The organism is Arthrobacter sp. zg-Y919 (assembly GCF_030142045.1).
Lineage (GTDB): Bacteria > Actinomycetota > Actinomycetes > Actinomycetales > Micrococcaceae > Arthrobacter_B.
On sequence record NZ_CP126242.1, the window covers coordinates 916,662 to 937,609 of the forward strand.

Sequence of the window (20,948 nt, forward strand, 5' to 3'; positions counted from 1 at the left end):
TCCCAATGTGTCTAGCGGAAGCTCCGCCGCCAGGAGCCGGGACCGGGTTTCGGGTCCAGGCGCAGGTTCCGCCGGCGGACCCAGGCCCGGTGTGCCGGCCGGGCAGGGGGAAGCGGTGCGGCCTGCGCGCCGAGCCCGGCGACGACGGCGGCCAGGGCTGCCAGCTCCTCTGGGGTGGGGTTGCCGGAGACGACCGAAAGCAACGGCTTCGGTTCCAGGTCTCCGGTACCGACAGTGTCTGTGGTACCTACGGCGTCTGCGGAACTCACAGCGGCATGTTTCCATGCTTCTTGGCGGGCAGTGAGGCCCGCTTGTCCCGCAGGGCCCGCAGGCCGCGGATGAGCTGCAGGCGCGTCTCCGAGGGGGCGATCACTGCATCCACGTAGCCGAGCTCGGCAGCCTGGTACGGGTTGAGCAGCTCGTCTTCGTACTGTTCGATGTATTGGCGCCGCACGTCCTCAACGTCGCCGCCGGCGTCGGCCGCTGCCTTGAGCGGGGCGCGGTAGAGAATGTTCACGGCGCCCTGGGCACCCATCACGCCGATCTGCGCGGTGGGCCACGCGAGGTTGATATCGGCACCGAGCTTCTTGGAGCCCATCACGATGTACGCGCCGCCGTAGGCCTTGCGGGTGATGACCGTCAGCTTGGGCACGGTGGCCTCGGCGTAGGCATAGAGGAGCTTGGCGCCGCGGCGGATGATGCCCTGGAATTCCTGGTCCTTGCCGGGCAGGAAGCCGGGAACGTCCACGAAGGTCAGGATCGGGATGTTGAAGGCATCGCAGTTGCGGACGAACCGGGCGGCCTTTTCGGAGGCGGCGATGTCCAGGGTGCCGGCAAACTGCATCGGCTGGTTGGCGACGATGCCCACGGTGTGCCCCTCGACCCGGCCGTAGCCGATGATCACGTTGGGTGCGTACAGGGCCTGCATTTCCAGGAAGTGTCCGTCATCAAGGACATTTTCGATGACGGCCCGGATGTCATAGGGCTGGTTGGCGGAGTCCGGGATCAGCTCATCGAGCGCCAGATCAGCTTCCGTGGGCTCGGGATCGGAGTCGAAGGCGGTCAGCGGCGCTTCGGCGAGGTTGTTCGAAGGGAGGAAATCGAGCAGTTCGCGGACGAACTCGATGGCGTCCTCTTCATCGGAGGCCAGGTAGGCGGAGGTTCCCGTATTGGCATTGTGCTGCCGCGCGCCGCCGAGGGTCTCCATGTCCACGTCCTCGCCGGTGACGGTCTTGATGACATCGGGGCCGGTGATGAACATGTGGGAGGTCTTGTCCACCATCACCACGTAGTCAGTGAGGGCGGGGGAGTAGGCAGCGCCGCCTGCGGACGGGCCCATGATCAGCGAAATCTGGGGAACGACGCCGGAGGCGTGGACATTGTTGCGGAAAATATCGGCGAACATGGCCAGCGAGGCAACGCCTTCCTGGATGCGGGCGCCGCCGCCGTCCAGGATGCCGATCACCGGGCAGCCGTTGCGCAGGGCAAATTCCTGCACCTTGACGATTTTCTCGCCGTTGACCTGGCTCAGGGAGCCGCCGTACACACTGAAGTCCTGGCTGTAGACGGCCACGGGCCGCCCGTCCACGGTGGCGTAACCGGAGACCAGCCCGTCACCGAGCGGCTTTTTCTTCTCCATGCCGAAGGCGGTGGAGCGGTGTACGGCCAGGGCATCGAACTCCACGAAGGATCCCGCATCCACCAGCAGGTCGATGCGCTCGCGGGCGGTGTGCTTGCCGCGGGCATGCTGCTTTTCCACGGCAGCCGCACCCGAGGGCACCGCTGCCATGGCCTGGCGGCGCCGGAACTCGGCAATCTTGCCGGCAGTCGTATGCAGGGACAGGTCCTGGTCGATGCTCAAGGGGGCCTCCGGGTGCTTCAGTTGAGACGCCGTTCGGCCTCCACAGGGGAGGCGGTGCGGGCGTTAAGTAGGTTCCGCACAAAATGCGTGGCGGTTTACCCAGTCTAATGAGCGCATGCAGGGGGACCGAGTGTAGAAAACCTACAATTTCGTCTCCCGCCGGTTGGTCCGGGTGCTTCGTGGACGGACAGCGGCGCACTGATGTTACTCACTAGTAACATCAGTGGAGGGTGCATTACCCTGTGGCTATGAGCATCCCCAACAGCACCCCGGAAACGGCGTCGCGGTCTCTGGCCGGACGCACCATCCTGATGTCCGGCGGCAGCCGCGGCATCGGCCTGGCCATCGCCCTGCGCGCCGCAGCCGACGGCGCGAATATCGCCATGCTGGCGAAGACTGCGGAGCCCCATCCAAAGCTGGAAGGGACCGTGTACACGGCCGCCGAGCAGCTGGAGGCAGCAGGCGGCAAGGCACTGCCGATCATCGGCGACGTGCGCCGCGACGAAGATGTCGCCCGTGCCGTCGAAGCCACCATCGAGCAGTTCGGCGGTATCGACATTGTCCTGAACAATGCCTCCGCCATCGATCTCTCCGGCACCGACGCCGTGACGATGAAGAGCTACGACCTGATGGCCGATATCAACACCCGCGGCACCTTTATGCTTTCCAAGTTCTCCCTGGACGCCCTGCGCCGCTCGGACAACGGGCACATCCTGACCCTTTCCCCGCCCCTGAACCTTGATCCCAAGTGGGCGGGCGGCTACCTGGCCTACACGATGGCCAAGTACGGTATGTCCCTCACCACCCTCGGCCTGGCCGAGGAACTGAAGAACGACGGCGTCGCCGTCAACTCCCTCTGGCCGGTGACCGGCATCGACACCGCGGCCATCCGCAACATGCCCGGGGGAGCAAAGCTGGCTGCGGCCTCCCGCAGCACGGACATCATGGCCGATGCCGCCCACGCCATCCTCACGCGCCCCAGCAGTTCCTCCACCGGCAACTTCTACACCGACGAGGAGGTGCTGCGGGAGGAAGGCATCACGGATTTCAGCCGCTACGCTCCCGGGGTCCCGGCGGACAAGCTGATGCCGGACTTCTTCCTCTGACCTTCGCCGCGGAAGCGGGCGCCCGGGATTGTCCGGGCGCCCGCGTAAGATCGGAACCATGCAACTGCACTACTCCAGCATGGAAAGACCGGCACTGGATGCCGGCCACCTGAGGGCAGCCCTGGTGGCCCCGAATGGTCCCCTGGCCGCGCTGGAGGTAGTGGAGGAGACCGGCTCCACCAATGCCGACCTGGCCGACGCCGCACGGCTGCGCCCCTGGGAAGCGGCGGACCTGACCGTCCTCACAGCTGAACTCCAGACCGCGGGCCGCGGGCGGATGGACCGCAGCTGGGTTGCGCCGGAACGTTCCTCATTATTTGTCAGCGTGCTGCTGCGTCCCGTAAATGCCGCCGGGCGCCCGCTGCCCACTACGTCCTACGGTTGGCTGTCCCTGCTTGCCGCCCTGGCCATGGCCGAGAGCGTCGCCGCGCGCACCGGCGTCGAGGCGCGCCTGAAATGGCCGAACGATGTCATGGTCGACGGCCGCAAGCTTGCCGGTGTGCTGGCACAGCTGGTGCCCGCGTCCGACGGCGGCCCGCCGGCCGTGGTGGTCGGTGCCGGGCTGAACGTCAGCCTCACGGATGACGACCTGCCTGTTCCCACGGCCACCAGCCTGCTGATGGAGTACGCCTCCACCACCGACCGCAACATCCTCCTGCAGGATTACCTGCTGGCGTTCACCGCCCGGTACCGGACGTTCTGCTCGGTCGACGGCGACCCGGAAGCCGTCGCATCCGGTGCGTCGCTCCGCGATGAGGTCACCGCACGCCTGGACACCCTCGGCCGCGCCGTGAGCGCCCAGCTGCCCGGAGGCGGCGTCCTCACCGGCCGCGCCGTGGCCCTGGCACCGACCGGTGCGCTGGTGATTGTCGACGACGCCGGCGCCACCCACACCGTCAGCGCGGCCGACGTCGTGCATCTGCGGCCCGAGCCGTCGTGAGGGCACCACTGAACCGCCTGCGCGGAGGGGTGCCGTGCGCCTGAAACTCTCTCCCGGCGAGCACATTATTGCCGCCGGCCGGCCGCATGCCCGCGCACTGTGGAAACCGCTGGTGCTTGCCGGAATCACCGGTGCCCTGGGCGGATACGCCATCGGATGGCTGGGGCGGGACTCGCTGCCCGGACAGCTGGGCGAGTGGAGCCCCTACCTGCAGGTCGCCGCCGTCGCCCTGGCCGTGCTGGTGCTGGCCCGCTACTGTGTTCCGCCCGTGCTGCGCTGGCTGGCCGGACGCATCATCCTCACGGACCGGAGACTGATCCAGCGGCAGGGAGTGCTCCTGCGCCGTGAACACGAAATCGCCCTCGCCGCCATTTACCAGCTGGAAATCCGGCAGTCCGTGCCGGACCGGATGCAGCGCAGCGGAACGCTCATCCTCGATCTGGGACACGGGCGGATCATGCAGTACCCCGCGGTACCCGAGGTGCACCGTTTCCGCTCCATTGTGGTCTCTGCCATCGGGCAACTGCCGCTGACGGCAATGTTCGATGGTGTAGATATGGAAGGTGACGGGCAATACGACTACGAAGGGAGGGACGATGACTGACGCGCACGGCGGATTCGGCCCCGCAAACCACCCCGAACCGATACCGCAGCCGGTGGACGCCACGCCGACGCGACGTCCCGACTACTCGCTGGCCAGTACGGGCACCGAGATTGACCGCGAGGACGTGCGGCGGCTGGAAGCCCAGTTGCTGGGCGGCCCGCGTACCCTCCGGCGCCGGGAGGCCGCTGCCGAGGCAGGGGTGTCCCTGCTCTCGGCCCGCAAGCTCTGGCGGGCCATGGGGTTTCCGAACCTCGACGACGAGGCAGTCTTCTTCACGGAACAGGACCGCGAGGCACTGACCACCGTCATTGAGCTGGTGCGCGATGAGCAGCTCACCGAGGAAGCGGCCATTTCCATCATGCGGTCCATCGGGCAGATGACGGACCGGATGGTTGTGTGGCAGGTTGAAGCGCTGGTGGAGGAAATGGTGGTGCGCCGCGGCATCACGGACGCCGAAGCCCGCAAGCGGCTGGTCGAAGCCCTGCCCGATCTGATTGAGCCGCTGGAAAAGACCCTCGTTTATGCCTGGAAGCGCCAGCTCAATGCTGCTATTCAGCGCCTAGCCCTTCGTGCAGAGGCCGGACTGGCGAGCCACGACGACGGTGCCTCCGACGACGCCCCGCTGCCGCTGGCCCGGGCGGTGGGTTTCGCGGATCTTGTTTCCTACACCAGCCTTTCCCGGCAGATGAATGAGAAGACGCTGGCCCAGATGGTGCAGCGCTTCGAACACATGTGCGCGGAGATCATCTCGGTGGGTGGCGGACGGCTGGTGAAGACCATCGGCGACGAAGTCCTCTTCAACGCGGAAAGCCCCGAGGCCGGAGCCGAGATTTCGCTGGCGCTGGCCAAGGCCTTCACCGAGGATGATCTGCTGCCCTCGGCCCGGGTCTCACTGGTCTGGGGACGGGTGCTCTCGCGGTTGGGCGATATTTACGGTCCCACCGTAAACCTCGCGTCCCGGCTGACGTCCCTGGCCGAGCCGGGCACCGTCCTTACCGATGCATCCACCGCCGCGGCGCTGAAGGACAATCCCAAGTTCGTGCTTATCCCGCACCAGCCGCGCAATGTGCGGGGCTTCGGCGAAATCCATCCGGTGACCCTGGCCCGGGGGACCGGTTCGGGGCTGGTGCTGGACTAGCGACGCGGTTCCGTCACGGCGGAGCGGCAGGTGCCTGCGTCGGCTAGGGTATTCAAGAGACCTCGTAAGCCAGATCACTTTTGTGAACCTTCCGGATAGGGCGTGAATGAACTCCGACGAAACGACATCCCCGGATACTGACGTGCATGCCGTTTTTGGTTATGCGTCCGACCGGGGACTGCGCCGCGAACTGAATGAGGATTCACTTATCGCCGCCGATCCGATCTTTGCGGTCGCGGACGGCATGGGCGGCCACGAGGCCGGGGAAGTGGCCAGCAGCATCTGCGTGCGGACCCTGGGCGATTCCCCGATTGTGGGGAAGCACCTGCCCGAGTTCTCCCCCCAGCAGTTGGAGGCCCTGATCCTGGAGGCCGACGAACGCATTCGTACAGCCACGGGCGGACGTGCCGGAACCACGCTGACCGGTGCCGTTCTGGTCCGGGAAGGGGGACGGCCCCACTGGCTGGTGTTCAATGTGGGCGATTCCCGCACCTACCGGGTAAACCACGGGGTGCTGGAGCAGGTCACCGTGGACCACAGTGAAGTCCAGGAACTCGTGGACCTGGGGCAGATCACTGCCGCCGAAGCCCTGGTACACCCACGCAGGCATGTGGTGACGCGGGCCCTGGGCACGGGCAATGACGCCGAGGCGGATCTGTGGCTTATTCCGGTGGAGGCCGGCGACCGGCTCGTGGTCTGTTCCGACGGGCTGACCGGCGAGGTGGCCGACGAACACATCGAACAGATCCTTGCGTCCGCGGAGAACCCGCAGGACGCGTGTGCTGCCCTTGTGCAGGCCGCGCTGCGTTCGGGCGGACGGGACAACATTACGGTCCTGGTGGTGGACGCCGTGGGCGGTCCCGACCGTTCCGAATCCGCCGCCGTCACGCTGCCGGGAACGCCGGACCCCGCTGAGCCTAATAAGCTTGACGAATAACAACCGCACCACACTGAAGGAGCCGCAATGAGTACTGACCCGGATATGGAAGAGCGCCGCCTTAGTGACTGGAGCAGGCGCCTGACGCAGGCGCTGCAGATCCTCGATCTTGAAGTGGACCACAAGATGCTCGTGGAACTCGGGGAGAAGTCGGCCCAGACGGTGTCCGGCAACGCAGGCGTGATCAGCGCCTTCGTCGTTGGGTATGCAGCCGGACTTACCACCACCAGCGGCCGTAAGGGCGCAGACGAGGCCGTCCAGAAGGCTGCCGATACTGCTTTCCAGCTGGCCGAGACCGGTATCGACGGACCGGATAATCCGGGTTGGAAGGGCTCTGCCCAGTAAGCAGCCGCGTTAGATACACAGAGTTAGACACACAACAGGCCAGGACCGAAGTCCTGGCCTGTTGTGTGTGCGGGATCAGGCGGTGGCTGCCGCGTGGCGCATCTTATCCTCGGGCTTGGCGTCCGGCTGCGCAGCCGGTTCCACCCGGACCACTACGGCCTTGGAGACCGGGGTGTTGCTGCCCTCGGCTACATGGTCCATCGGTACCAGGACGTTGGCCTCGGGGTAGTAGGCGGCGACGCAGCCCTTGGGGGTGGGGTAGGAAACCACCCGGAAGTTACGCACCACCCGCTCGACGCCGTCCTTGTAGACACCGTGGATATCGATCTGCTGGCCGTCCACCAGACCGAGTTCCTCAATATCCCCGGAGTTCATGAACAGGATGTGGCGGCCGCCCTTGATGCCGCGGTACCGGTCATTGTGTCCGTAGATAGTGGTGTTCCACTGATCGTGGGAGCGCAGGCTCTGCAGCAGCAGCGTGCCTTCCGGACGCTCAACGGCTTCGAGGTCATTGACCGTCAGGACGGCCTTGCCCGTGGGCGTGTTGAAGGTCCGCGAATCGCGGGGACCGTTGGGGAGCACGAACCCGCCGTCCTCGCGGATCCGCTCGTTGTAGTTTTCGCAGCCTACAACCACGCGGGAAATGTGGTCCCGGATCAGGTCGTAGTCCTTCTCGTAGCCGGCCCAGTCGGCATCGATCTTGTCACCGATCACCAGGGCGCCGAGGCGCGCCACGACGGCTGGCTCGGAGAGCAGGTTCTTGGACACCGGCTTCACTCCGCCGTGCGAGGCATGCACCACGCAGACGGTGTCTTCCACGGAGACAAACTGGCGGCCGGACTCCTGGTCGTCGAATTCCGTGCGTCCCAGGACCGGAAGGATGAGTGCTTCCTTGCCGGTGACGAGGTGCGAGCGGTTCAGCTTGATGGACATCTGGACCGTCATGTCGGTCTTCACCATGGCGGCTTCGGCGAACTGCGTGTCCGAAATGGCGGAGATCAGGTTTCCGCCCAGTGCCATGAAGAACTTGATGCGTCCGTCATGCATCCGGTGGAACGTTTCGACGGCGTCGGCCCCATGCTCGCGGGGCGGGTCGAAGTTGAACTCCTTGCCCAGCGAATCGAGGAACGCCGGGGGCATCTGCTCCCAGATGCCCATGGTGCGGTCGCCCTGGACGTTGCTGTGCCCGCGGATCGGGGCGGCGCCGGCGCCAGGCTTACCGATGTTGCCACGCAGCAGCAGCAGGTTGATGATCTCCTTGATGGTGGCGACACCCTTTTTCTGCTGGGTGATGCCCATGGCCCAAGTGATGATCACCTTTTCCGCACGCAGGTAGCGGTCGGCCAGCTCGTCGATTTCCTCGACGCGCAGCCCGGTTGCTTCGAGGACTTCGGCGTCGTCGAGCAGCATGATGTGTTCCTTGAGGTCCGCGAGGCCCTCGCAGTGCTTTTCCAGGAAGTCGTGGTCAAGGACCGTTCCCGGATTCTTTTCCTCGGCCTCGAAGACCCGCTTGGAGATGGCCTGGAGCAGGGCCATGTCGCCGCCGAGCCGGATCTGCAGGAACTGGTCGGCCAGTTCCGTGCCCTTGCCAGCGATGCCGCGGGGCTTCTGCGGGTTCTTGTAGCGCTTCAGCCCTGCTTCGGGGAGCGGGTTGACGGCGACGATGTTGCCGCCGCTGCGCTTGCAGTGCTCCAGTGCGGTCAGCATGCGCGGGTGGTTGGTGCCCGGGTTCTGGCCCATCAGGATGATCAGGTCGGCTTTTTCGAAGTCGTCATAAGCCACCGTGGCCTTACCGATGCCGATGGTCTGGCCCATGCCCCAGCCCGAGGACTCATGGCACATGTTGGAGCAGTCCGGCAGGTTGTTCGTACCGTAGGCGCGGATGAACAGCTGGTAGAGGAAAGCGGCCTCGTTGGAGGTACGCCCGCTGGTGTAGAACGCGGCCTCGTCGGGGGAGTCCAGAGCCTTGAGCTTGTCGGCCACAATGCCGAGCGCCTCATCCCAGCCAACGGGACGGTAGTGGTCTTCGCCCGCAGGCTTGTACAGAGGCTCGGTGAGCCGGCCCTGCATACCCATCCAGTATTCGCTGCGTTCGCGCAGTTCGGTGAGGCTGTGCTCTGCCCAGAACTCCGAGGGAATAACCACAGGAGTGGCTTCCCACGTAACGGCCTTGACGCCTTCTTCGCAGTATTCGAACGGGCTGCGGTCCTTCGGATCCGGCCAGGCGCAGCTCGGGCAGTCAAACCCGTGCTTCTGGTTCATGCGGAAGGTGGTACCGAGGGCACGGGAAAGACCCATGTGCTCGATGGCCGGCTTCATGGAGTGGTAGACAGCAGGGATTCCCGCCGCCCATTCCTTCGGATGGCCCTTAACCTGTATCTCGTTCTCGTCTACTTCTTTTACGCGGGGTTCATTCTTGGCCACGCCGCACTTCCCTTCATTGCATAACTTCAGGGCCACCGAAGCGGCTTCTGCCTCTCCCGTAGTTTACCTATGATCAGGCCTAGCAGCCCCGGCGCACCGCCCGCAAGCGTTGCGGGGTGTGCGGACATTGATCCCGGGGCGGGGGTGCAGGGCAGAACCAGGGCCGGCAACAGAACCCGTGGGGAAGCCTTCCGGCTCCCGCAGAACAGGCCCGATGGGGCAAGATTGGTTAGGTGAGCACAGCCAAGACATCCCCGGAAACCACGGACACCGCAGCCGCCGTTGAGTCGGTCAGCACAGATACCCCGCCGGCAGGGGACCTGCGCGAGGAGTACCAGGTACTGGCCGAACAGGTACGCCGCTACCGCTTCGCGTATTACAACGACGACGCGCCGCTGGTCTCGGACGCTGAGTTTGACCGGCTCTACCGCCGCCTCGAAGAGCTGGAGGGGCTGCACCCCGAGCTGGTCACCAATGATTCACCCACTCAGGAAGTGGGCGGCGAGGTGTCTTCCGCCTTCGCGCCGGTGGAACACCTGCAGCGCATGTACAGCCTCGAAGATGTCTTCTCCCTGGATGAACTCGACGCCTGGGTACGCAAGGCCGAGGCCTCCGTGGCCAACATTGCTCCCGGCACGAAGATCAAGTGGCTCACCGAGTTGAAGATCGACGGACTTGCCGTCAACCTGCTCTACCGCAACGGTGAACTGGTCCGGGCCGCCACCCGCGGCGACGGCACCACGGGCGAGGACATCACCCACAACGTGCTCACCATCACCTCCATCCCCCGCACCCTCAAGGGCGAGAACCTGCCGGCGGAAATGGAAATCCGCGGCGAGGTCTTCATTCCCTCGAAGGAATTCGCACACCTGAACGAAACCATGGTCGAAGCGGGCAAGGCCCCCTTCGCGAACCCGCGCAATGCCGCCGCCGGTTCGCTGCGGCAAAAGGATCCGGAAGTCACTGCCCGCCGCCCGCTGAGCATGTACGTGCACGGCATCGGGGCCCGCGAAGGCCTCAACGTGGCCAGCCAGTCCGAAACCTATGAGCTGCTGAAGCAGTGGGGACTGCCGACGTCGCCTTATTACAAGGTGCTGGACACCTACGAAGAAGTACTCAAGTACATTGCCGACAACGGCGAACACCGTCATGACCTCTCGCACGAGATCGACGGCATTGTGGTCAAGGTAGACGACTTCGGCCTGCAGCGTGCCCTGGGTAACACTTCCCGTGTTCCGCGCTGGTCCGTGGCGTACAAGTACCCGCCGGAGGAAGTGAATACCAAGCTCCTGGACATCCGCGTGAATGTCGGCCGCACCGGGCGGGTCACGCCGTACGGGATGATGACGCCGGTGCTGGTTTCGGGGTCCACGGTGGAAATGGCCACGCTGCACAACCAGGACGTGGTGAAGGCCAAGGGGGTGAAGATCGGTGACACCGTGGTGCTGCGGAAAGCCGGTGACGTGATTCCGGAAATTGTGGGTCCCGTCGTCGCGCTCCGGGACGGCAGCGAACGCGACTTCGTGATGCCCACGCACTGCCCCTCCTGCGGCACGGAGCTAAAGCCGGCCAAGGAAGGGGACGTGGATATCCGCTGCCCCAACTCCAAGTCCTGTCCCTCGCAGCTGCGTGAGCGCGTGTTCCATCTGGCCGGCCGCGGTGCGTTCGACATCGAAGCGCTCGGCTGGGAAGCGGCCATTGCCCTTACCTCGCCGGCCGAACCGGAAACCCCTCCGCTGACCAGCGAGGCGGGTCTGTTCGACCTGAAGATCGAGGACCTGGCCGAGGTGCGGATCGAACGGCCAAAGCGCGTCAAGGGTGTAGTGGACGGCACCGAACTGGTGCCGTACTTCTACACGAAGGGCACGGCCAAAAAACCGTCCGTGCCCAGCGCCACGACGCACAAGCTGTTCACCGAACTGGAGAAGGCCAAGACCCAGCCGCTGTGGCGGGTTCTCGTGGCGTTGTCCATCCGGCACGTGGGCCCGACGGCTGCCCGTGCGCTCGCCGGGTCCTTCGGCTCCATGGAGGCCATCCGGGCCGCTACGGAAGACCAGCTGGCCCACGTGGACGGTGTCGGGCCCACCATCGCCGCCGCGCTGAAGGAATGGTTCGCCGAGGACTGGCACCGCGAGATCGTGGATGCCTGGGCTGCCGCCGGAGTGCGGATGGCCGATGAACGGGACGAAGCCACACCCCGCACCCTGGAGGGCCTGACCGTCGTCGTGACCGGCACGCTGCCGAACTTCAGCCGGGACGAGGCGAAGGAAGCCATCCTGACCCGCGGCGGCAAGGCTTCCGGTTCGGTTTCCAAGAAGACCGACTATGTGGTGGCCGGGGAAAATGCCGGCACCAAGCTCGACAAAGCCGAGCAGCTGGGCGTCCGCGTGATTGACGAAGACGGCTTCCGGACGCTGCTGGCAGAGGGGTCTGTTCCCGGCGGGGCTGAGCCGGCTGCTGAGTCCGAGCCTGCTGGAGAATCCGAATGATGCCGCTGCCCGATGCGGCGGATCCGCTGGAACTGCTTGAGGTGGCCCGCGAAGCCGCGGCAGCCGGTGCCGCGGTGCTTGCCCAGCGTTCCACCGGCGGCCTGAACGCGGTAAACAAAAGCGCCGACGGCGACTGGGTCACCGATTTCGACACCGCCGCCGAGGTGGCGGTCCGGGAGGTCCTGGCCCGCCTCCGCCCGCACGACGTCGTGATGGGGGAGGAGCTGGAGCCTGCGGTTCCTGTACATCCCTCCGGCATCCGCTGGTCCATCGATCCGCTGGACGGCACCACCAACTTCATCCGCGACATCGTTTATTACGGCACGTCCGTTGCGGCGGTGAACGACGACGGCGAGTGGCTGGCCGGCGTCGTCCACGCTCCGGCGCTGGTGCGGGTGTATTCGGCGGCGCGGGGGCATGGTGCCTGGCTGGCCGCGCACGGCAACGTGCGGAAGCTGACCGGTCCCGACCCGCAGCGGGTGGGCAAGGTGCTGGGGACCGGGTTCTCCTACGACGCCGGGGTGCGTGCGGAGCAGTATGCCGCTTTGCCGGATCTGGCGGGGAACTTTGCCGATGTGCGGCGGCTCGGGTCTGCCGCCCTGGACCTTTGTATGGTCGCGGACGGGACCCTGGACGCCTACATCGAGCGGGGTCTCAACGAATACGACTATGCTGCCGGTGCCCTGATTGCCGAGGAAGCGGGCGTACGGGTGCAGCGCCCGCCGCAGCCGGCCAACGACGCCGAGCGGCTCGACGCGGTCACGGCTGCCGGGATTGTGCTGCCGGAGTAGCGCGCCATTCATCGGCCAGGAGCGCGTAACGGAGGTCGTCGAGCCAACGGCCCGAGCGGTGCAGGGACCCCTGGCGGGACCTCCCCTCACGCCGCATACCCACCTTTTCCATCACCCGCCAGGATGCGGTGTTGTCGGCGAAACACTCCGCGACAACGCGGCGCAGGCCCAGTTCCTCGAAACAGATGCGCACAAGTTCGGCCACTGCTTCGCTCGCATACCCCCGCCCGGCGAATTCCGGAGCTATGGTGTAGCCGATCTCCGCCTGCGTGCCGCGCGCCAGTTCCTCTACTTCCCGCTGGGCCCAGGCGTCCTGGCGGGCGAGATAGAGGTCACCGACCAGGGTTCCGGCTTGTTCCACGACGAGGATGGCGGCCAAACGCTCCGGCTGGCTAAGCCGCTCCACGAAGGCATCCATATCCGTGGCCCGGGCTGTTATCCATTGAGCGACCTCGGGCGTCCGGCGGTACTCAAACATGTGCGGCAGGTCTTCGACTACGGCGGGGCGGATAGACAGGCGTGGGGTGAGGACGGGCCAGCGGAGGCCGGGGGAATTGGCGGTCATGGCACCATCATGACCTATCCCCGTCCCCGGAGACGCCGGGATGTCCCGGCAGCCCGCTACCGTCGGGCGGCGATAATGATCTCCCGGCTCTCCGCTGCCAGGAACGGGCCGCCTTCCCAGTCCCCGAACCAGTCCACAGAAGTGAAGCCGGCCCGGTCCAGCAGCTCCTTCAGTACCTCGGCCCGCACGAACTTCAGCGTGCTGCGGCTGACGAACCGTTCGCCGTCGGACCGGAAAACGGTGCGGTCCTCGAAGGTAACCAAAACACCGTCGGGCTGGTCTTCAGCCGCGATCAGCTCCCATTCCAGCTCCAGCGTTCCCGCTGAGGAATCCTGGATCGCCGGTCCGGTCCTGCCGCTGTCCCACTCCAGCCAGGCCTTCGCCGTTGGATTGCGTGTCTCGAAATAGAAGGCTCCCCCGGGTACGAGCCGGGACCGGACGGCGGTCAGTGTCTCGAGAATCTCGGCCTCTGTCAGCAGGCACTGGAACGCGTGCCCGGTCATCAGGGCAGCATCAAACGGACCCGGAGGCAGATCCGGCGCGGTGCCCTGCAGCCAGGTAACATTCCCGCTGCCGTCGCGCGAACGCGCCACCTCCAACATCCCGGAGGCCGGATCGACGCCGGTCAACGTGTGTCCCGCCTGCGCCAGACGCACGGCGAAACTGCCGGTACCGCATCCGACGTCGGCAATCCGGAGCGGCTTATCGCCGATCAACCCTGCGTAGAAGTCGGTGTCCCACTGCCCGGCATTGTCTTCGTCATAGAGCGCCACCAGCCGCGGCTCGTTGTAGAACGTGTCAACCATCATTCCCCCGGATTTCGGACTGTTGACCCGAATCCTACCGGGATTAAGCCCTGAGGAAAGGGCGGTCCGGAGCAGCCGTTTTGCGCGTTCGAGCGGCGGATAATTTATCCGATGCATCCAGTGCAGCACTGACTCACAGGAGGAATACGCATGCCTCGAAAAGCACCCCCGGCCCCGCGGAAGACTATCCACGGGACCTCCGGGCCCGGGCTGCCCTCGCAGTCGCCGCCCGCGCCTCCCGCAGCGCAGACCGCGCCGCAGACTCCACCGGACCTGGACGCCGCCTACTTCGCCCGCCTGATCGATGAGCGGATGGAGCACACCCGAGAGCAGATCAGTACGCTGACGGCCGTCATCCGGGAAGTCACGCTGGCCGCCAAGGATATTCCCGCAGACGACGAACATGATCCCGAAGGAACCACCGTGTCCGTGGAACGGGCCAACGAGGTGGCCCTGCTCGCCGCAGCGGAAACGTCCCTTCTGGAACTGATGGAGGCACGCGAACGCCTGAACACAGACGCTTACGGAATCTGTGAACGGTGCGGGACCCCCATCCCGGCAGCAAGGCTGGAGATCCGTCCAGAAACCCGTTTCTGCGTGGAGTGCGCGGCCGCCCGTCGCCGGTAGCGCGACTGCCCAGCGGCCGCCCATGGCGCGGGACCATGTGCGCCGCCTCACCACTGTCCGGAGAGCCTCCCGGACGGGGATAGAATCTACGTGCACTTCAACCATGACCTTAAGGATTCGTACCACGCATGAGCATCACCATCCGGCTTGCCACCGAGGCTGACTATGAAGACATCCGCCGGATTACCCGTGAGGCTTACCTGCACGGCAACCACATCGAAGCCGACAATCCGTACGTCAAGGAACTGGAAAACGTAGAGGACCGGGCCAAGCACACCGAGCTCTGGGTCGCCGAGCTCGACGGCAAGGTGGCCGCCTCCGCCGCCATCACCTACACCGGCCAGCCCTACACGGACATTGCCATTGAGGGTGAGCTGGAATTCCGGATGCTCGCCGTTGACCCCGCCCTCCAGCGCGGGGGAGTGGGCCGCGCGATGGTCAACGCCATCGTCGACTACGCCCGGAACAAGGAAGGCATCGAGGCGGTCAGCCTGACCAGCATGACCACCATGAAGAAGGCGCACGCCCTTTACCTGTCCTGCGGGTTTGAACGGGTTCCGGAACGCGACTGGACTGTTCCCGGCGAGGACTACATTCTCTGGGTCTTCCGCAAGGCGGTTTAGTTCTCCGTCCAGCACACGGCCCCTGCCGTCCCGGCGCCCGACGGCGGCGGGACGGCTTTTGCATGTCGGCGGGCATGTGGCGGCGGCCTCCATGCCGTGCCCCCGGACGCCGTAGACTGGAACCGATACCGGTGAAAGCCGAAACACGTTCCTATAAGACGCATGGGAGACTCATGTCTGAGATCAATCGTGAGGCTGTGGCGCATCTTGCGCGGCTGGCCCACATTGAGATGACCAACGACGAGCTGGACAAGATGGCCGGCGAACTCGATGTCATCGTGGATTCGATCAAATCCGTAAGCGAAGTTGCCGGCGAGGACATCCCGGCCACCTCCCACCCCATCCCGCTGGTCAACGTCTTCCGCGAAGACGTTGTGGGCCAGACGCTGACCAATGAAGAAGCCCTGTCCGGCGCCCCGGACAATGCCGCCGGCCGCTTCAAGGTCCCTGCCATCCTGGATGAGGAGTAAAAGCTTCCATGAGTGAACTGATTACATCAAGCGCCGCACAGCTGGCCGCCAAGCTGGCCAGCGGTGAGGTATCCGCCGTCGAGGTTACGCAGGCCCACCTGGACCGCATCGCCGAGGTCGACGGCGCCATCAACGCCTTCCTGCACGTCAACACCGATGAAGCGCTGGCCGTTGCCGCCGACGTCGACAAGGCCCGCGCCAACGGCGAGGACCTGCACGAACTGGCCGGCGTGCCCATCGCCATCAAGGACCTCATCGTCACCAAGGGCCAGCCCACCACGGCAGGCTCCAAGATGCTCGAGGGCTGGATGAGCCCCTACGACGCCACGGTGATCTCGAAGATCCGTGCCGCCCGTATGCCGATGCTCGGCAAGACCAACCTGGACGAGTTCGCCATGGGCTCCTCCACGGAACACTCCGCGTACGGCCCCACCCGCAACCCGTGGGACCTGGACCGCATCCCGGGCGGCTCCGGCGGCGGCTCAGCTGCCGCCGTCGCCGCCTTCGAAGCACCGCTGGCGCTGGGCACCGACACCGGCGGATCCATCCGCCAGCCGGCCGCGGTCACCGGTTCAGTGGGCGTGAAGCCCACCTACGGCGGTGTCTCCCGCTACGGTGCCATCGCCATGGCTTCCTCGCTGGACCAGATCGGCCCGGTCTCCCGCACCGTGCTGGACGCTGCCCTGCTGCAGGAACTCATCGGCGGCCACGATCCCCGCGACTCCACCTCCCTCACGGATCCGGTGGGTGCACTGGCCGACGCCGCCCGCAACGGCAACGTTGCCGGCATGCGCATCGGCGTCATCAAGGAACTGCAGGGCGAAGGCTACGAAGCCGGCGTACAGGCCCGCTTCACCGAGTCCCTCGACATGCTGCGGGATGCAGGAGCGGAAATCGTTGAGGTGTCCTGCCCCAACTTCAAGTACGCACTCGGTGCCTACTACCTGATCATGCCGTCCGAGGCCTCCTCGAACCTGGCCAAGTACGACGGCGTCCGGTACGGCATGCGCGAGCTGCCCGCCGAGCCGCCGCTGACCATCGAACGCGTTATGGGTGCCACCCGCGCCGCCGGCTTCGGCGACGAGGTCAAGCGCCGCATCATCCTGGGTACCTACGCACTCTCCGCGGGCTACTACGACGCCTACTACGGCTCGGCCCAGAAGGTGCGCACCCTGATCCAGCGCGACTTCAACGCCGCGTTCGCCCAGGCCGATGTGCTTATTTCCCCGACCTCGCCGAACACGGCCTTCAAGCTGGGGGAGAAGCTGGACGATCCGCTGGCGATGTACCTGAACGACGTCGCCACGATCCCGGCCAACATGGCCGGCGTTCCGGGTATCTCCATTCCCGGCGGCCTGTCCGACGGCCTGCCTGTCGGCATCCAGTTCCTGGCCCCGGCCCGCGAAGATGTCCGCCTTTACCGTGCCGGTGCCGCCCTTGAGCGCATGCTGGAACAGAAGTGGGGCGGCCCGCTGCTGGCCTCGGCACCCGTACTCGGAGGAGTGAAATAAATGTCCGTCCACATCCAGGATGAAACCCTGTCCTTCGAAGAGGCCATGGAGAAGTACGACCCGGTACTGGGGTTCGAGGTCCACGTGGAGCTGAACACCAAAACCAAGATGTTCTCCGACGCCCCGAACATCTTCGGCGACGAGCCCAACACGGCCGTCACCCCGGTGGACCTGGGCATGCCCGGCGTCCTACCGGTCGTGAACAAGAAGGCCGTGGAGTACTCGATCCTCATTGGGCTCGCGTTGAACTGCAAGATCGCTGAATCCTGCACCTTCGCCCGGAAGCAGTACTTCTACCCGGACACACCTAAGAACTTCCAGACGTCCCAGTACGAAGACCCCATCGCGTACGACGGCTACCTGGACATTGAGCTTGAAGACGGCACCATGTTCCGCGTCGAGATCGAACGCGCGCACATGGAAGAAGACGCCGGCAAGCTCACGCACATGGGCGGCGCCGCCGGACGTATCCAGGGTGCCGACTTCTCCCTGGTCGACTACAACCGCGCCGGCGTGCCGCTGGTGGAAATTGTCACCAAGCCGATCGAGGGCGCCGGATCGCGTGCTCCCGAGCTGGCCAAGGCCTACGTGGCGGCCATCCGGGAAATCGTGAAGAACCTGGGTGTCTCCGATGCCAAGATGGAGCGCGGCAACGTCCGCTGCGACGCCAACGTTTCCCTGCGCCCGTACGGCCAGGAAAAGTTCGGCACGCGTTCGGAAACGAAGAACGTGAACTCGCTGCGCGCCGTCGAACGCGCCGTCCGCTTCGAGATCCAGCGCCACGCCGCCGTCCTGGACTCCGGCAACGAAATTGTGCAGGAAACCCGGCACTGGCACGAGGACACCCGTTCCACCACCTCGGGACGGCCGAAGTCCGACGCCGATGACTACCGGTACTTCCCGGAACCGGACCTGCTGCCCGTGGTCACCACCACGGAATGGATCGAAGAGCTGCGCTCCCGCCTGCCCGAGCCGCCGGCCGAGCGCCGCAAGCGGCTGAAGGAAGACTGGGGCTACTCCGACGCCGAGTTCCGCGACGTCGTCAACGCCGGAGTTATGGAAGCCATCGAGGAAACCATTGCCGCCGGCGCCTCCGCTCAGGTTGCCCGCAAGTGGTGGATGGGCGAAGTTGCCCGCCGCGCCAAGGAAGCCGAAGTGGACCCGGTGGACGTCGGCGTCACGCCCGAGCTGATCGTCGAACTGGACCGCCTGGTCCAGACCGGCAAGATCAACGACAAGCTGGCCCGCCAGGTCCTGGACGGCGTCCTCGCCGGCGAAGGCACCCCGGAGGAAGTCATCGAGAAGCGCGGCCTCGCCGTGGTGTCCGACGACGGCCCCCTGCTTGAGGCAATCGACGCAGCACTGGCGGCACAGCCGGATGTTGCGGACAAGATCCGCGGCGGCAAGGTCCAGGCCGTCGGCGCCATCGTCGGTGGTGTAATGAAGGCCACCCGCGGACAGGCCGACGCCGGCCGCGTGCGCGAGCTGATCCTGGAACGCCTCGGCGTACAGGGCTAACGTACCGACAGATTGACGGGGGACCCCGGCAGGCATCGTGCCTGCCGGGGTCCTGCTGTTTCATGGCCGGGGGCACACTTCGCAGGTACGCTTTCGAAATGGCCAACCTTCCCGCCGCCGAAATCTCCGCTGATCCCGCGCTGGTGCGGCAACTGGTGCTGGAACAGCATCCGGAGCTGGGCGGGCAGGCACTGCGGCAGGTGGCCAGTGGGTGGGACAACTACATATACCGCCTCGGAACCGAGTACGCGGTCCGGCTGCCGCGCCGCCGCTCTGCTGCCGGACTGACCGCGAACGAACAGCGCTGGCTGCCGCAGCTGACCGCTGGTGTCCCCGTCCAGACCTCCGCCCCGCTGTATTGCGGAACCCCGTGCGAGCTCTACCCGTGGCCGTGGAACATCACCGCCTGGTTCGATGGCCAGGATGTTTCCCTGTCACCCCGCGACCGCAATGTTTCCCTGGCCGAGCCGCTGGCCGCTTTCCTCAACGCCTTCCACCGCCCGGCGCCACCGGATTTTCCCCGCAACGCGGTCAGGGGCGGGCCGTTGTCCGGGAGGGACGAAGCAGTGCAGGGCAGGTTGAACAGCGGGATGGTGCCGCACGCCGCCCGGGTACAGGAACTCTGGGACGAGGCACAGAACATCCCGGCATGGACCGGCCCCCCGCTGTGGCTGCACGGAGACCTCCACCCGGCGAACCTTGTGGCCAAGGACAACACCCTGCAGGCCGTCATCGACTTCGGTGATCTCACTGCGGGCGACCCGGCCACCGACCTTGCCGCCGCGTGGCTGGTGTTCGACGCCGAAGGCCGGCAGAAGTTCCGCAGTGCCCTGGGCAGCCAGTACGACGGCGACCCTCACGTGTGGGAGCGGGCCCGCGGCTGGGCGGTCTGCATGGCTACGAACCTCCTGGCGAACTCCGATGACGCGCCCGGGCTGTACCTCGTGGGCTCGGAAACCCTGATGGAAATCCTCACCGGTGACCGGGAGAGGTTCTGAGCAGTGGAAAGGATCATCCTGTGAGCCAGGCAGAGGCTGAAACCCGGCACGAGGACCTTGAATGCGAGGTCCTGGTGATCGGAGGCGGAATCGCCGGACTGTCCCTGGCCGGCGAACTGGCCTCACGGCTGGGCGCCTCGCAGGGGGCATCGGGAAACGAGGCCGCCCGCGTGGTCCTCGTGGAAGCTGAACCGACACTGGGCTACCACACGTCCTCCCGCTCGGCCCGGCAGCTGATTCCCAGCTACGGCCCTCCGGCCATCCAGGACCTGACCCTTCGGACGCTGGCCTTGATCCGGGCGGCGGAGGCGCGCCTGCCGGAACCTATCCTGGCGCCGCGGAGCTTCCTGCTGATCGGAGACGAAGAAACCGTGCGGGACCGGGCAAGCGCCCATATGCATCCGGTCATGCAGGCTGAAGCCCTCGGACTGTCGCCGGAACTGAGGCCGGAGGCCTTCACCGCCGCAGGTTTAGACACAACCTCGGTGGCCTGCAACACGGACGCGCTGCTGGAATATCACCGGGCACGCCTCACAGCCGCCGGCGGACGGGTCCTGACCGGCCGGCGGGTGGAGTCGGCCCGCCGGACGGGGGAGGGGGATGCGCAGCGGTGGGAAGTCAGGTCTGCGGGGACACGGTTCCAGGCCCGGGTGGTAGTCAACGCCGCCGGTGCCTGGGCGGACACCATTGCGGGAATCTTCGGGGCGGAACCACTCGCGCTCACGCCCTACCGGCGCACCGCCGCCGTCGTCGATGTTGAACGGCCGCTGGAAGCCGGGGCACCCATGGTGGCCGACGCCGCCGACCGGTTCTACTACCGGCCCGAGGGTGGGCAGGTACTGATCTCTCCCGCCGAAAGGGAGCCGAGCGTGGCGGAGGATGCCAGGCACCGGGACACGGAGGTGCAGGCACTGGTGGATCTGATCAACAGCGTCACAACCATGGGCATTACCGGGGTCTCGCGCGCGTGGACCGGACTGCGGACCGAGGCGCCGGACGGGCTGCCCGTGGTGGGGTGGGACCCGGCGGTTCCAGGGTTTTTCTGGCTGGCGGGTCAGGGCGGTTACGGGTTCCAGACATCGTCCGCGATTGCAGAGCTGGCGGCGGGGATCCTGTGCGGTGAATCCGTCGGAAACGGCCCCGCCGAAGCACTGAGTCCCGCCCGTTCCAGAGTGTGACCAAAGTCTCATCCTTT

The 20,948-nt window shown here is 65.9% G+C and carries 20 protein-coding genes; 15 read left to right on the forward strand and 5 right to left on the reverse strand.

The window, feature by feature from the left end:
• Positions 1–11: 11 nt before the first annotated feature.
• Both QNO10_RS04320 and QNO10_RS04325 read right to left on the reverse strand, forming a co-directional pair.
• Positions 12–269, reverse strand: coding sequence for an acyl-CoA carboxylase subunit epsilon (locus tag QNO10_RS04320; RefSeq protein WP_229949876.1), 258 nt, complete (start codon positions 267–269; stop codon positions 12–14).
• Positions 266–1,789 carry an acyl-CoA carboxylase subunit beta gene (locus QNO10_RS04325; RefSeq protein ID WP_442860273.1) on the reverse strand — a complete coding sequence of 508 codons (1,524 nt, stop codon included), beginning with the start codon at positions 1,787–1,789 and terminating at the stop codon, positions 266–268. The genes QNO10_RS04320 and QNO10_RS04325 overlap by 4 nt, the downstream gene beginning before the upstream one ends.
• Positions 1,790–2,109: 320 nt before the next feature.
• Between QNO10_RS04325 and QNO10_RS04330 the strand changes: the two genes are divergently transcribed.
• The 6 genes from QNO10_RS04330 (at position 2,110) to QNO10_RS04355 (ending at position 6,931) form a co-directional block, all read left to right on the forward strand.
• Positions 2,110–2,967, forward strand: a complete 858-nt coding sequence (locus QNO10_RS04330) for an SDR family oxidoreductase (protein WP_229949878.1) — start codon at positions 2,110–2,112, stop codon at positions 2,965–2,967.
• A 79-nt stretch (positions 2,968–3,046) separates the two neighbouring features.
• Positions 3,047–3,907 carry a biotin--[acetyl-CoA-carboxylase] ligase gene (locus QNO10_RS04335; protein WP_284162342.1) on the forward strand — a complete coding sequence of 287 codons (861 nt, stop codon included), beginning with the start codon at positions 3,047–3,049 and terminating at the stop codon, positions 3,905–3,907.
• A gap of 34 nt (positions 3,908–3,941) precedes the next feature.
• Positions 3,942–4,511 (forward strand): PH domain-containing protein, encoded by a 570-nt coding sequence (locus tag QNO10_RS04340; protein WP_229949882.1) that lies wholly within the window; start codon positions 3,942–3,944, stop codon positions 4,509–4,511.
• A complete protein-coding gene (locus QNO10_RS04345) occupies positions 4,504–5,649 on the forward strand; it encodes an adenylate/guanylate cyclase domain-containing protein (protein ID WP_229949884.1) in 1,146 nt (381 codons plus the stop codon). Before QNO10_RS04340 ends, QNO10_RS04345 begins: the two co-directional genes overlap by 8 nt.
• A 106-nt stretch (positions 5,650–5,755) precedes the next feature.
• Positions 5,756–6,586, forward strand: coding sequence for a PP2C family protein-serine/threonine phosphatase (locus QNO10_RS04350; RefSeq protein ID WP_229949885.1), 831 nt, complete (start codon positions 5,756–5,758; stop codon positions 6,584–6,586).
• A gap of 27 nt (positions 6,587–6,613) precedes the next feature.
• Entirely contained in the window at positions 6,614–6,931 is a 318-nt protein-coding gene (locus QNO10_RS04355) for a DUF6457 domain-containing protein (RefSeq protein ID WP_229949890.1), read from the forward strand.
• 75 nt (positions 6,932–7,006) lie between these two features.
• On the opposite strand, the gene QNO10_RS04360 is transcribed toward QNO10_RS04355, so the two are convergent.
• Positions 7,007–9,355, reverse strand: coding sequence for an FdhF/YdeP family oxidoreductase (locus QNO10_RS04360; RefSeq protein WP_229949891.1), 2,349 nt, complete (start codon positions 9,353–9,355; stop codon positions 7,007–7,009).
• Between the two features lie 233 nt (positions 9,356–9,588).
• Between QNO10_RS04360 and ligA the strand changes: the two genes are divergently transcribed.
• Together ligA and QNO10_RS04370 are read left to right on the forward strand one after the other, a co-directional pair.
• Complete coding sequence (ligA, locus tag QNO10_RS04365; protein ID WP_229949893.1) at positions 9,589–11,844, forward strand: NAD-dependent DNA ligase LigA; 2,256 nt, start codon at positions 9,589–9,591, stop codon at positions 11,842–11,844.
• A complete protein-coding gene (locus tag QNO10_RS04370; RefSeq protein ID WP_284162343.1) occupies positions 11,844–12,635 on the forward strand; it encodes an inositol monophosphatase family protein in 792 nt (263 codons plus the stop codon). The genes ligA and QNO10_RS04370 overlap by 1 nt, the downstream gene beginning before the upstream one ends.
• Here the strand turns inward: QNO10_RS04370 and QNO10_RS04375 are convergent.
• The gene (locus QNO10_RS04375; protein ID WP_229949899.1) at positions 12,604–13,200 is read right to left on the reverse strand and encodes a GNAT family N-acetyltransferase; all 597 of its coding nucleotides are present in this window, start codon (positions 13,198–13,200) and stop codon (positions 12,604–12,606) included. The two genes, QNO10_RS04370 and QNO10_RS04375, sit on opposite strands and share 32 nt — an antisense overlap.
• 56 nt (positions 13,201–13,256) lie before the next feature.
• Positions 13,257–14,009 (reverse strand): class I SAM-dependent methyltransferase, encoded by a 753-nt coding sequence (locus QNO10_RS04380; protein WP_229949901.1) that lies wholly within the window; start codon positions 14,007–14,009, stop codon positions 13,257–13,259.
• A 147-nt stretch (positions 14,010–14,156) separates the two neighbouring features.
• Here QNO10_RS04380 and QNO10_RS04385 point away from each other — a divergent pair, with 147 nt between their 5' ends.
• From QNO10_RS04385 to QNO10_RS04415, 7 genes are all read left to right on the forward strand, one after another.
• Positions 14,157–14,633, forward strand: coding sequence for a TraR/DksA family transcriptional regulator (locus QNO10_RS04385; protein ID WP_229949903.1), 477 nt, complete (start codon positions 14,157–14,159; stop codon positions 14,631–14,633).
• Between the two features lie 128 nt (positions 14,634–14,761).
• A complete protein-coding gene (locus tag QNO10_RS04390) occupies positions 14,762–15,256 on the forward strand; it encodes a GNAT family N-acetyltransferase (RefSeq protein WP_229949908.1) in 495 nt (164 codons plus the stop codon).
• Between the two features lie 173 nt (positions 15,257–15,429).
• On the forward strand, positions 15,430–15,726 hold the full coding sequence (gene gatC, locus QNO10_RS04395) for an Asp-tRNA(Asn)/Glu-tRNA(Gln) amidotransferase subunit GatC (protein WP_227924393.1): 297 nt from the start codon (positions 15,430–15,432) through the stop codon (positions 15,724–15,726).
• Positions 15,727–15,734: 8 nt separating this feature from the next.
• Positions 15,735–17,237, forward strand: a complete 1,503-nt coding sequence (gene gatA / locus QNO10_RS04400) for an Asp-tRNA(Asn)/Glu-tRNA(Gln) amidotransferase subunit GatA (RefSeq protein WP_229949910.1) — start codon at positions 15,735–15,737, stop codon at positions 17,235–17,237.
• Complete coding sequence (gatB, locus tag QNO10_RS04405) at positions 17,238–18,755, forward strand: Asp-tRNA(Asn)/Glu-tRNA(Gln) amidotransferase subunit GatB (protein ID WP_229949914.1); 1,518 nt, start codon at positions 17,238–17,240, stop codon at positions 18,753–18,755.
• Between the two features lie 98 nt (positions 18,756–18,853).
• A complete protein-coding gene (locus tag QNO10_RS04410; RefSeq protein WP_229949916.1) occupies positions 18,854–19,753 on the forward strand; it encodes an aminoglycoside phosphotransferase family protein in 900 nt (299 codons plus the stop codon).
• Between the two features lie 20 nt (positions 19,754–19,773).
• Positions 19,774–20,931: an NAD(P)/FAD-dependent oxidoreductase gene (locus QNO10_RS04415; protein WP_229949917.1), complete on the forward strand. Its 1,158-nt coding sequence runs from the start codon at positions 19,774–19,776 to the stop codon at positions 20,929–20,931.
• The last annotated feature ends 17 nt before the right edge of the window (positions 20,932–20,948 follow it).

Bases quoted from the DNA above. Each gene is read 5' to 3' on its own strand.
- QNO10_RS04325 (WP_442860273.1), bottom strand. From the start codon at position 1,789: ATGGCAGCGGTGCCCTCGGGTGCGGCTGCCGTGGAAAAGCAGCATGCC.
- QNO10_RS04330 (WP_229949878.1), top strand. From the start codon at position 2,110: ATGAGCATCCCCAACAGCACCCCGGAAACGGCGTCGCGGTCTCTGGCC.
- QNO10_RS04335 (WP_284162342.1), top strand. From the start codon at position 3,047: ATGGAAAGACCGGCACTGGATGCCGGCCACCTGAGGGCAGCCCTGGTG.
- QNO10_RS04345 (WP_229949884.1), top strand. From the start codon at position 4,504: ATGACTGACGCGCACGGCGGATTCGGCCCCGCAAACCACCCCGAACCG.
- QNO10_RS04350 (WP_229949885.1), top strand. From the start codon at position 5,756: ATGAACTCCGACGAAACGACATCCCCGGATACTGACGTGCATGCCGTT.
- QNO10_RS04355 (WP_229949890.1), top strand. From the start codon at position 6,614: ATGAGTACTGACCCGGATATGGAAGAGCGCCGCCTTAGTGACTGGAGC.
- QNO10_RS04370 (WP_284162343.1), top strand. From the start codon at position 11,844: ATGCCGCTGCCCGATGCGGCGGATCCGCTGGAACTGCTTGAGGTGGCC.
- QNO10_RS04375 (WP_229949899.1), bottom strand. From the start codon at position 13,200: ATGACCGCCAATTCCCCCGGCCTCCGCTGGCCCGTCCTCACCCCACGC.
- QNO10_RS04380 (WP_229949901.1), bottom strand. From the start codon at position 14,009: ATGATGGTTGACACGTTCTACAACGAGCCGCGGCTGGTGGCGCTCTAT.
- QNO10_RS04385 (WP_229949903.1), top strand. From the start codon at position 14,157: ATGCCTCGAAAAGCACCCCCGGCCCCGCGGAAGACTATCCACGGGACC.
- QNO10_RS04390 (WP_229949908.1), top strand. From the start codon at position 14,762: ATGAGCATCACCATCCGGCTTGCCACCGAGGCTGACTATGAAGACATC.
- gatC (WP_227924393.1), top strand. From the start codon at position 15,430: ATGTCTGAGATCAATCGTGAGGCTGTGGCGCATCTTGCGCGGCTGGCC.
- gatA (WP_229949910.1), top strand. From the start codon at position 15,735: ATGAGTGAACTGATTACATCAAGCGCCGCACAGCTGGCCGCCAAGCTG.
- gatB (WP_229949914.1), top strand. From the start codon at position 17,238: ATGTCCGTCCACATCCAGGATGAAACCCTGTCCTTCGAAGAGGCCATG.
- QNO10_RS04410 (WP_229949916.1), top strand. From the start codon at position 18,854: ATGGCCAACCTTCCCGCCGCCGAAATCTCCGCTGATCCCGCGCTGGTG.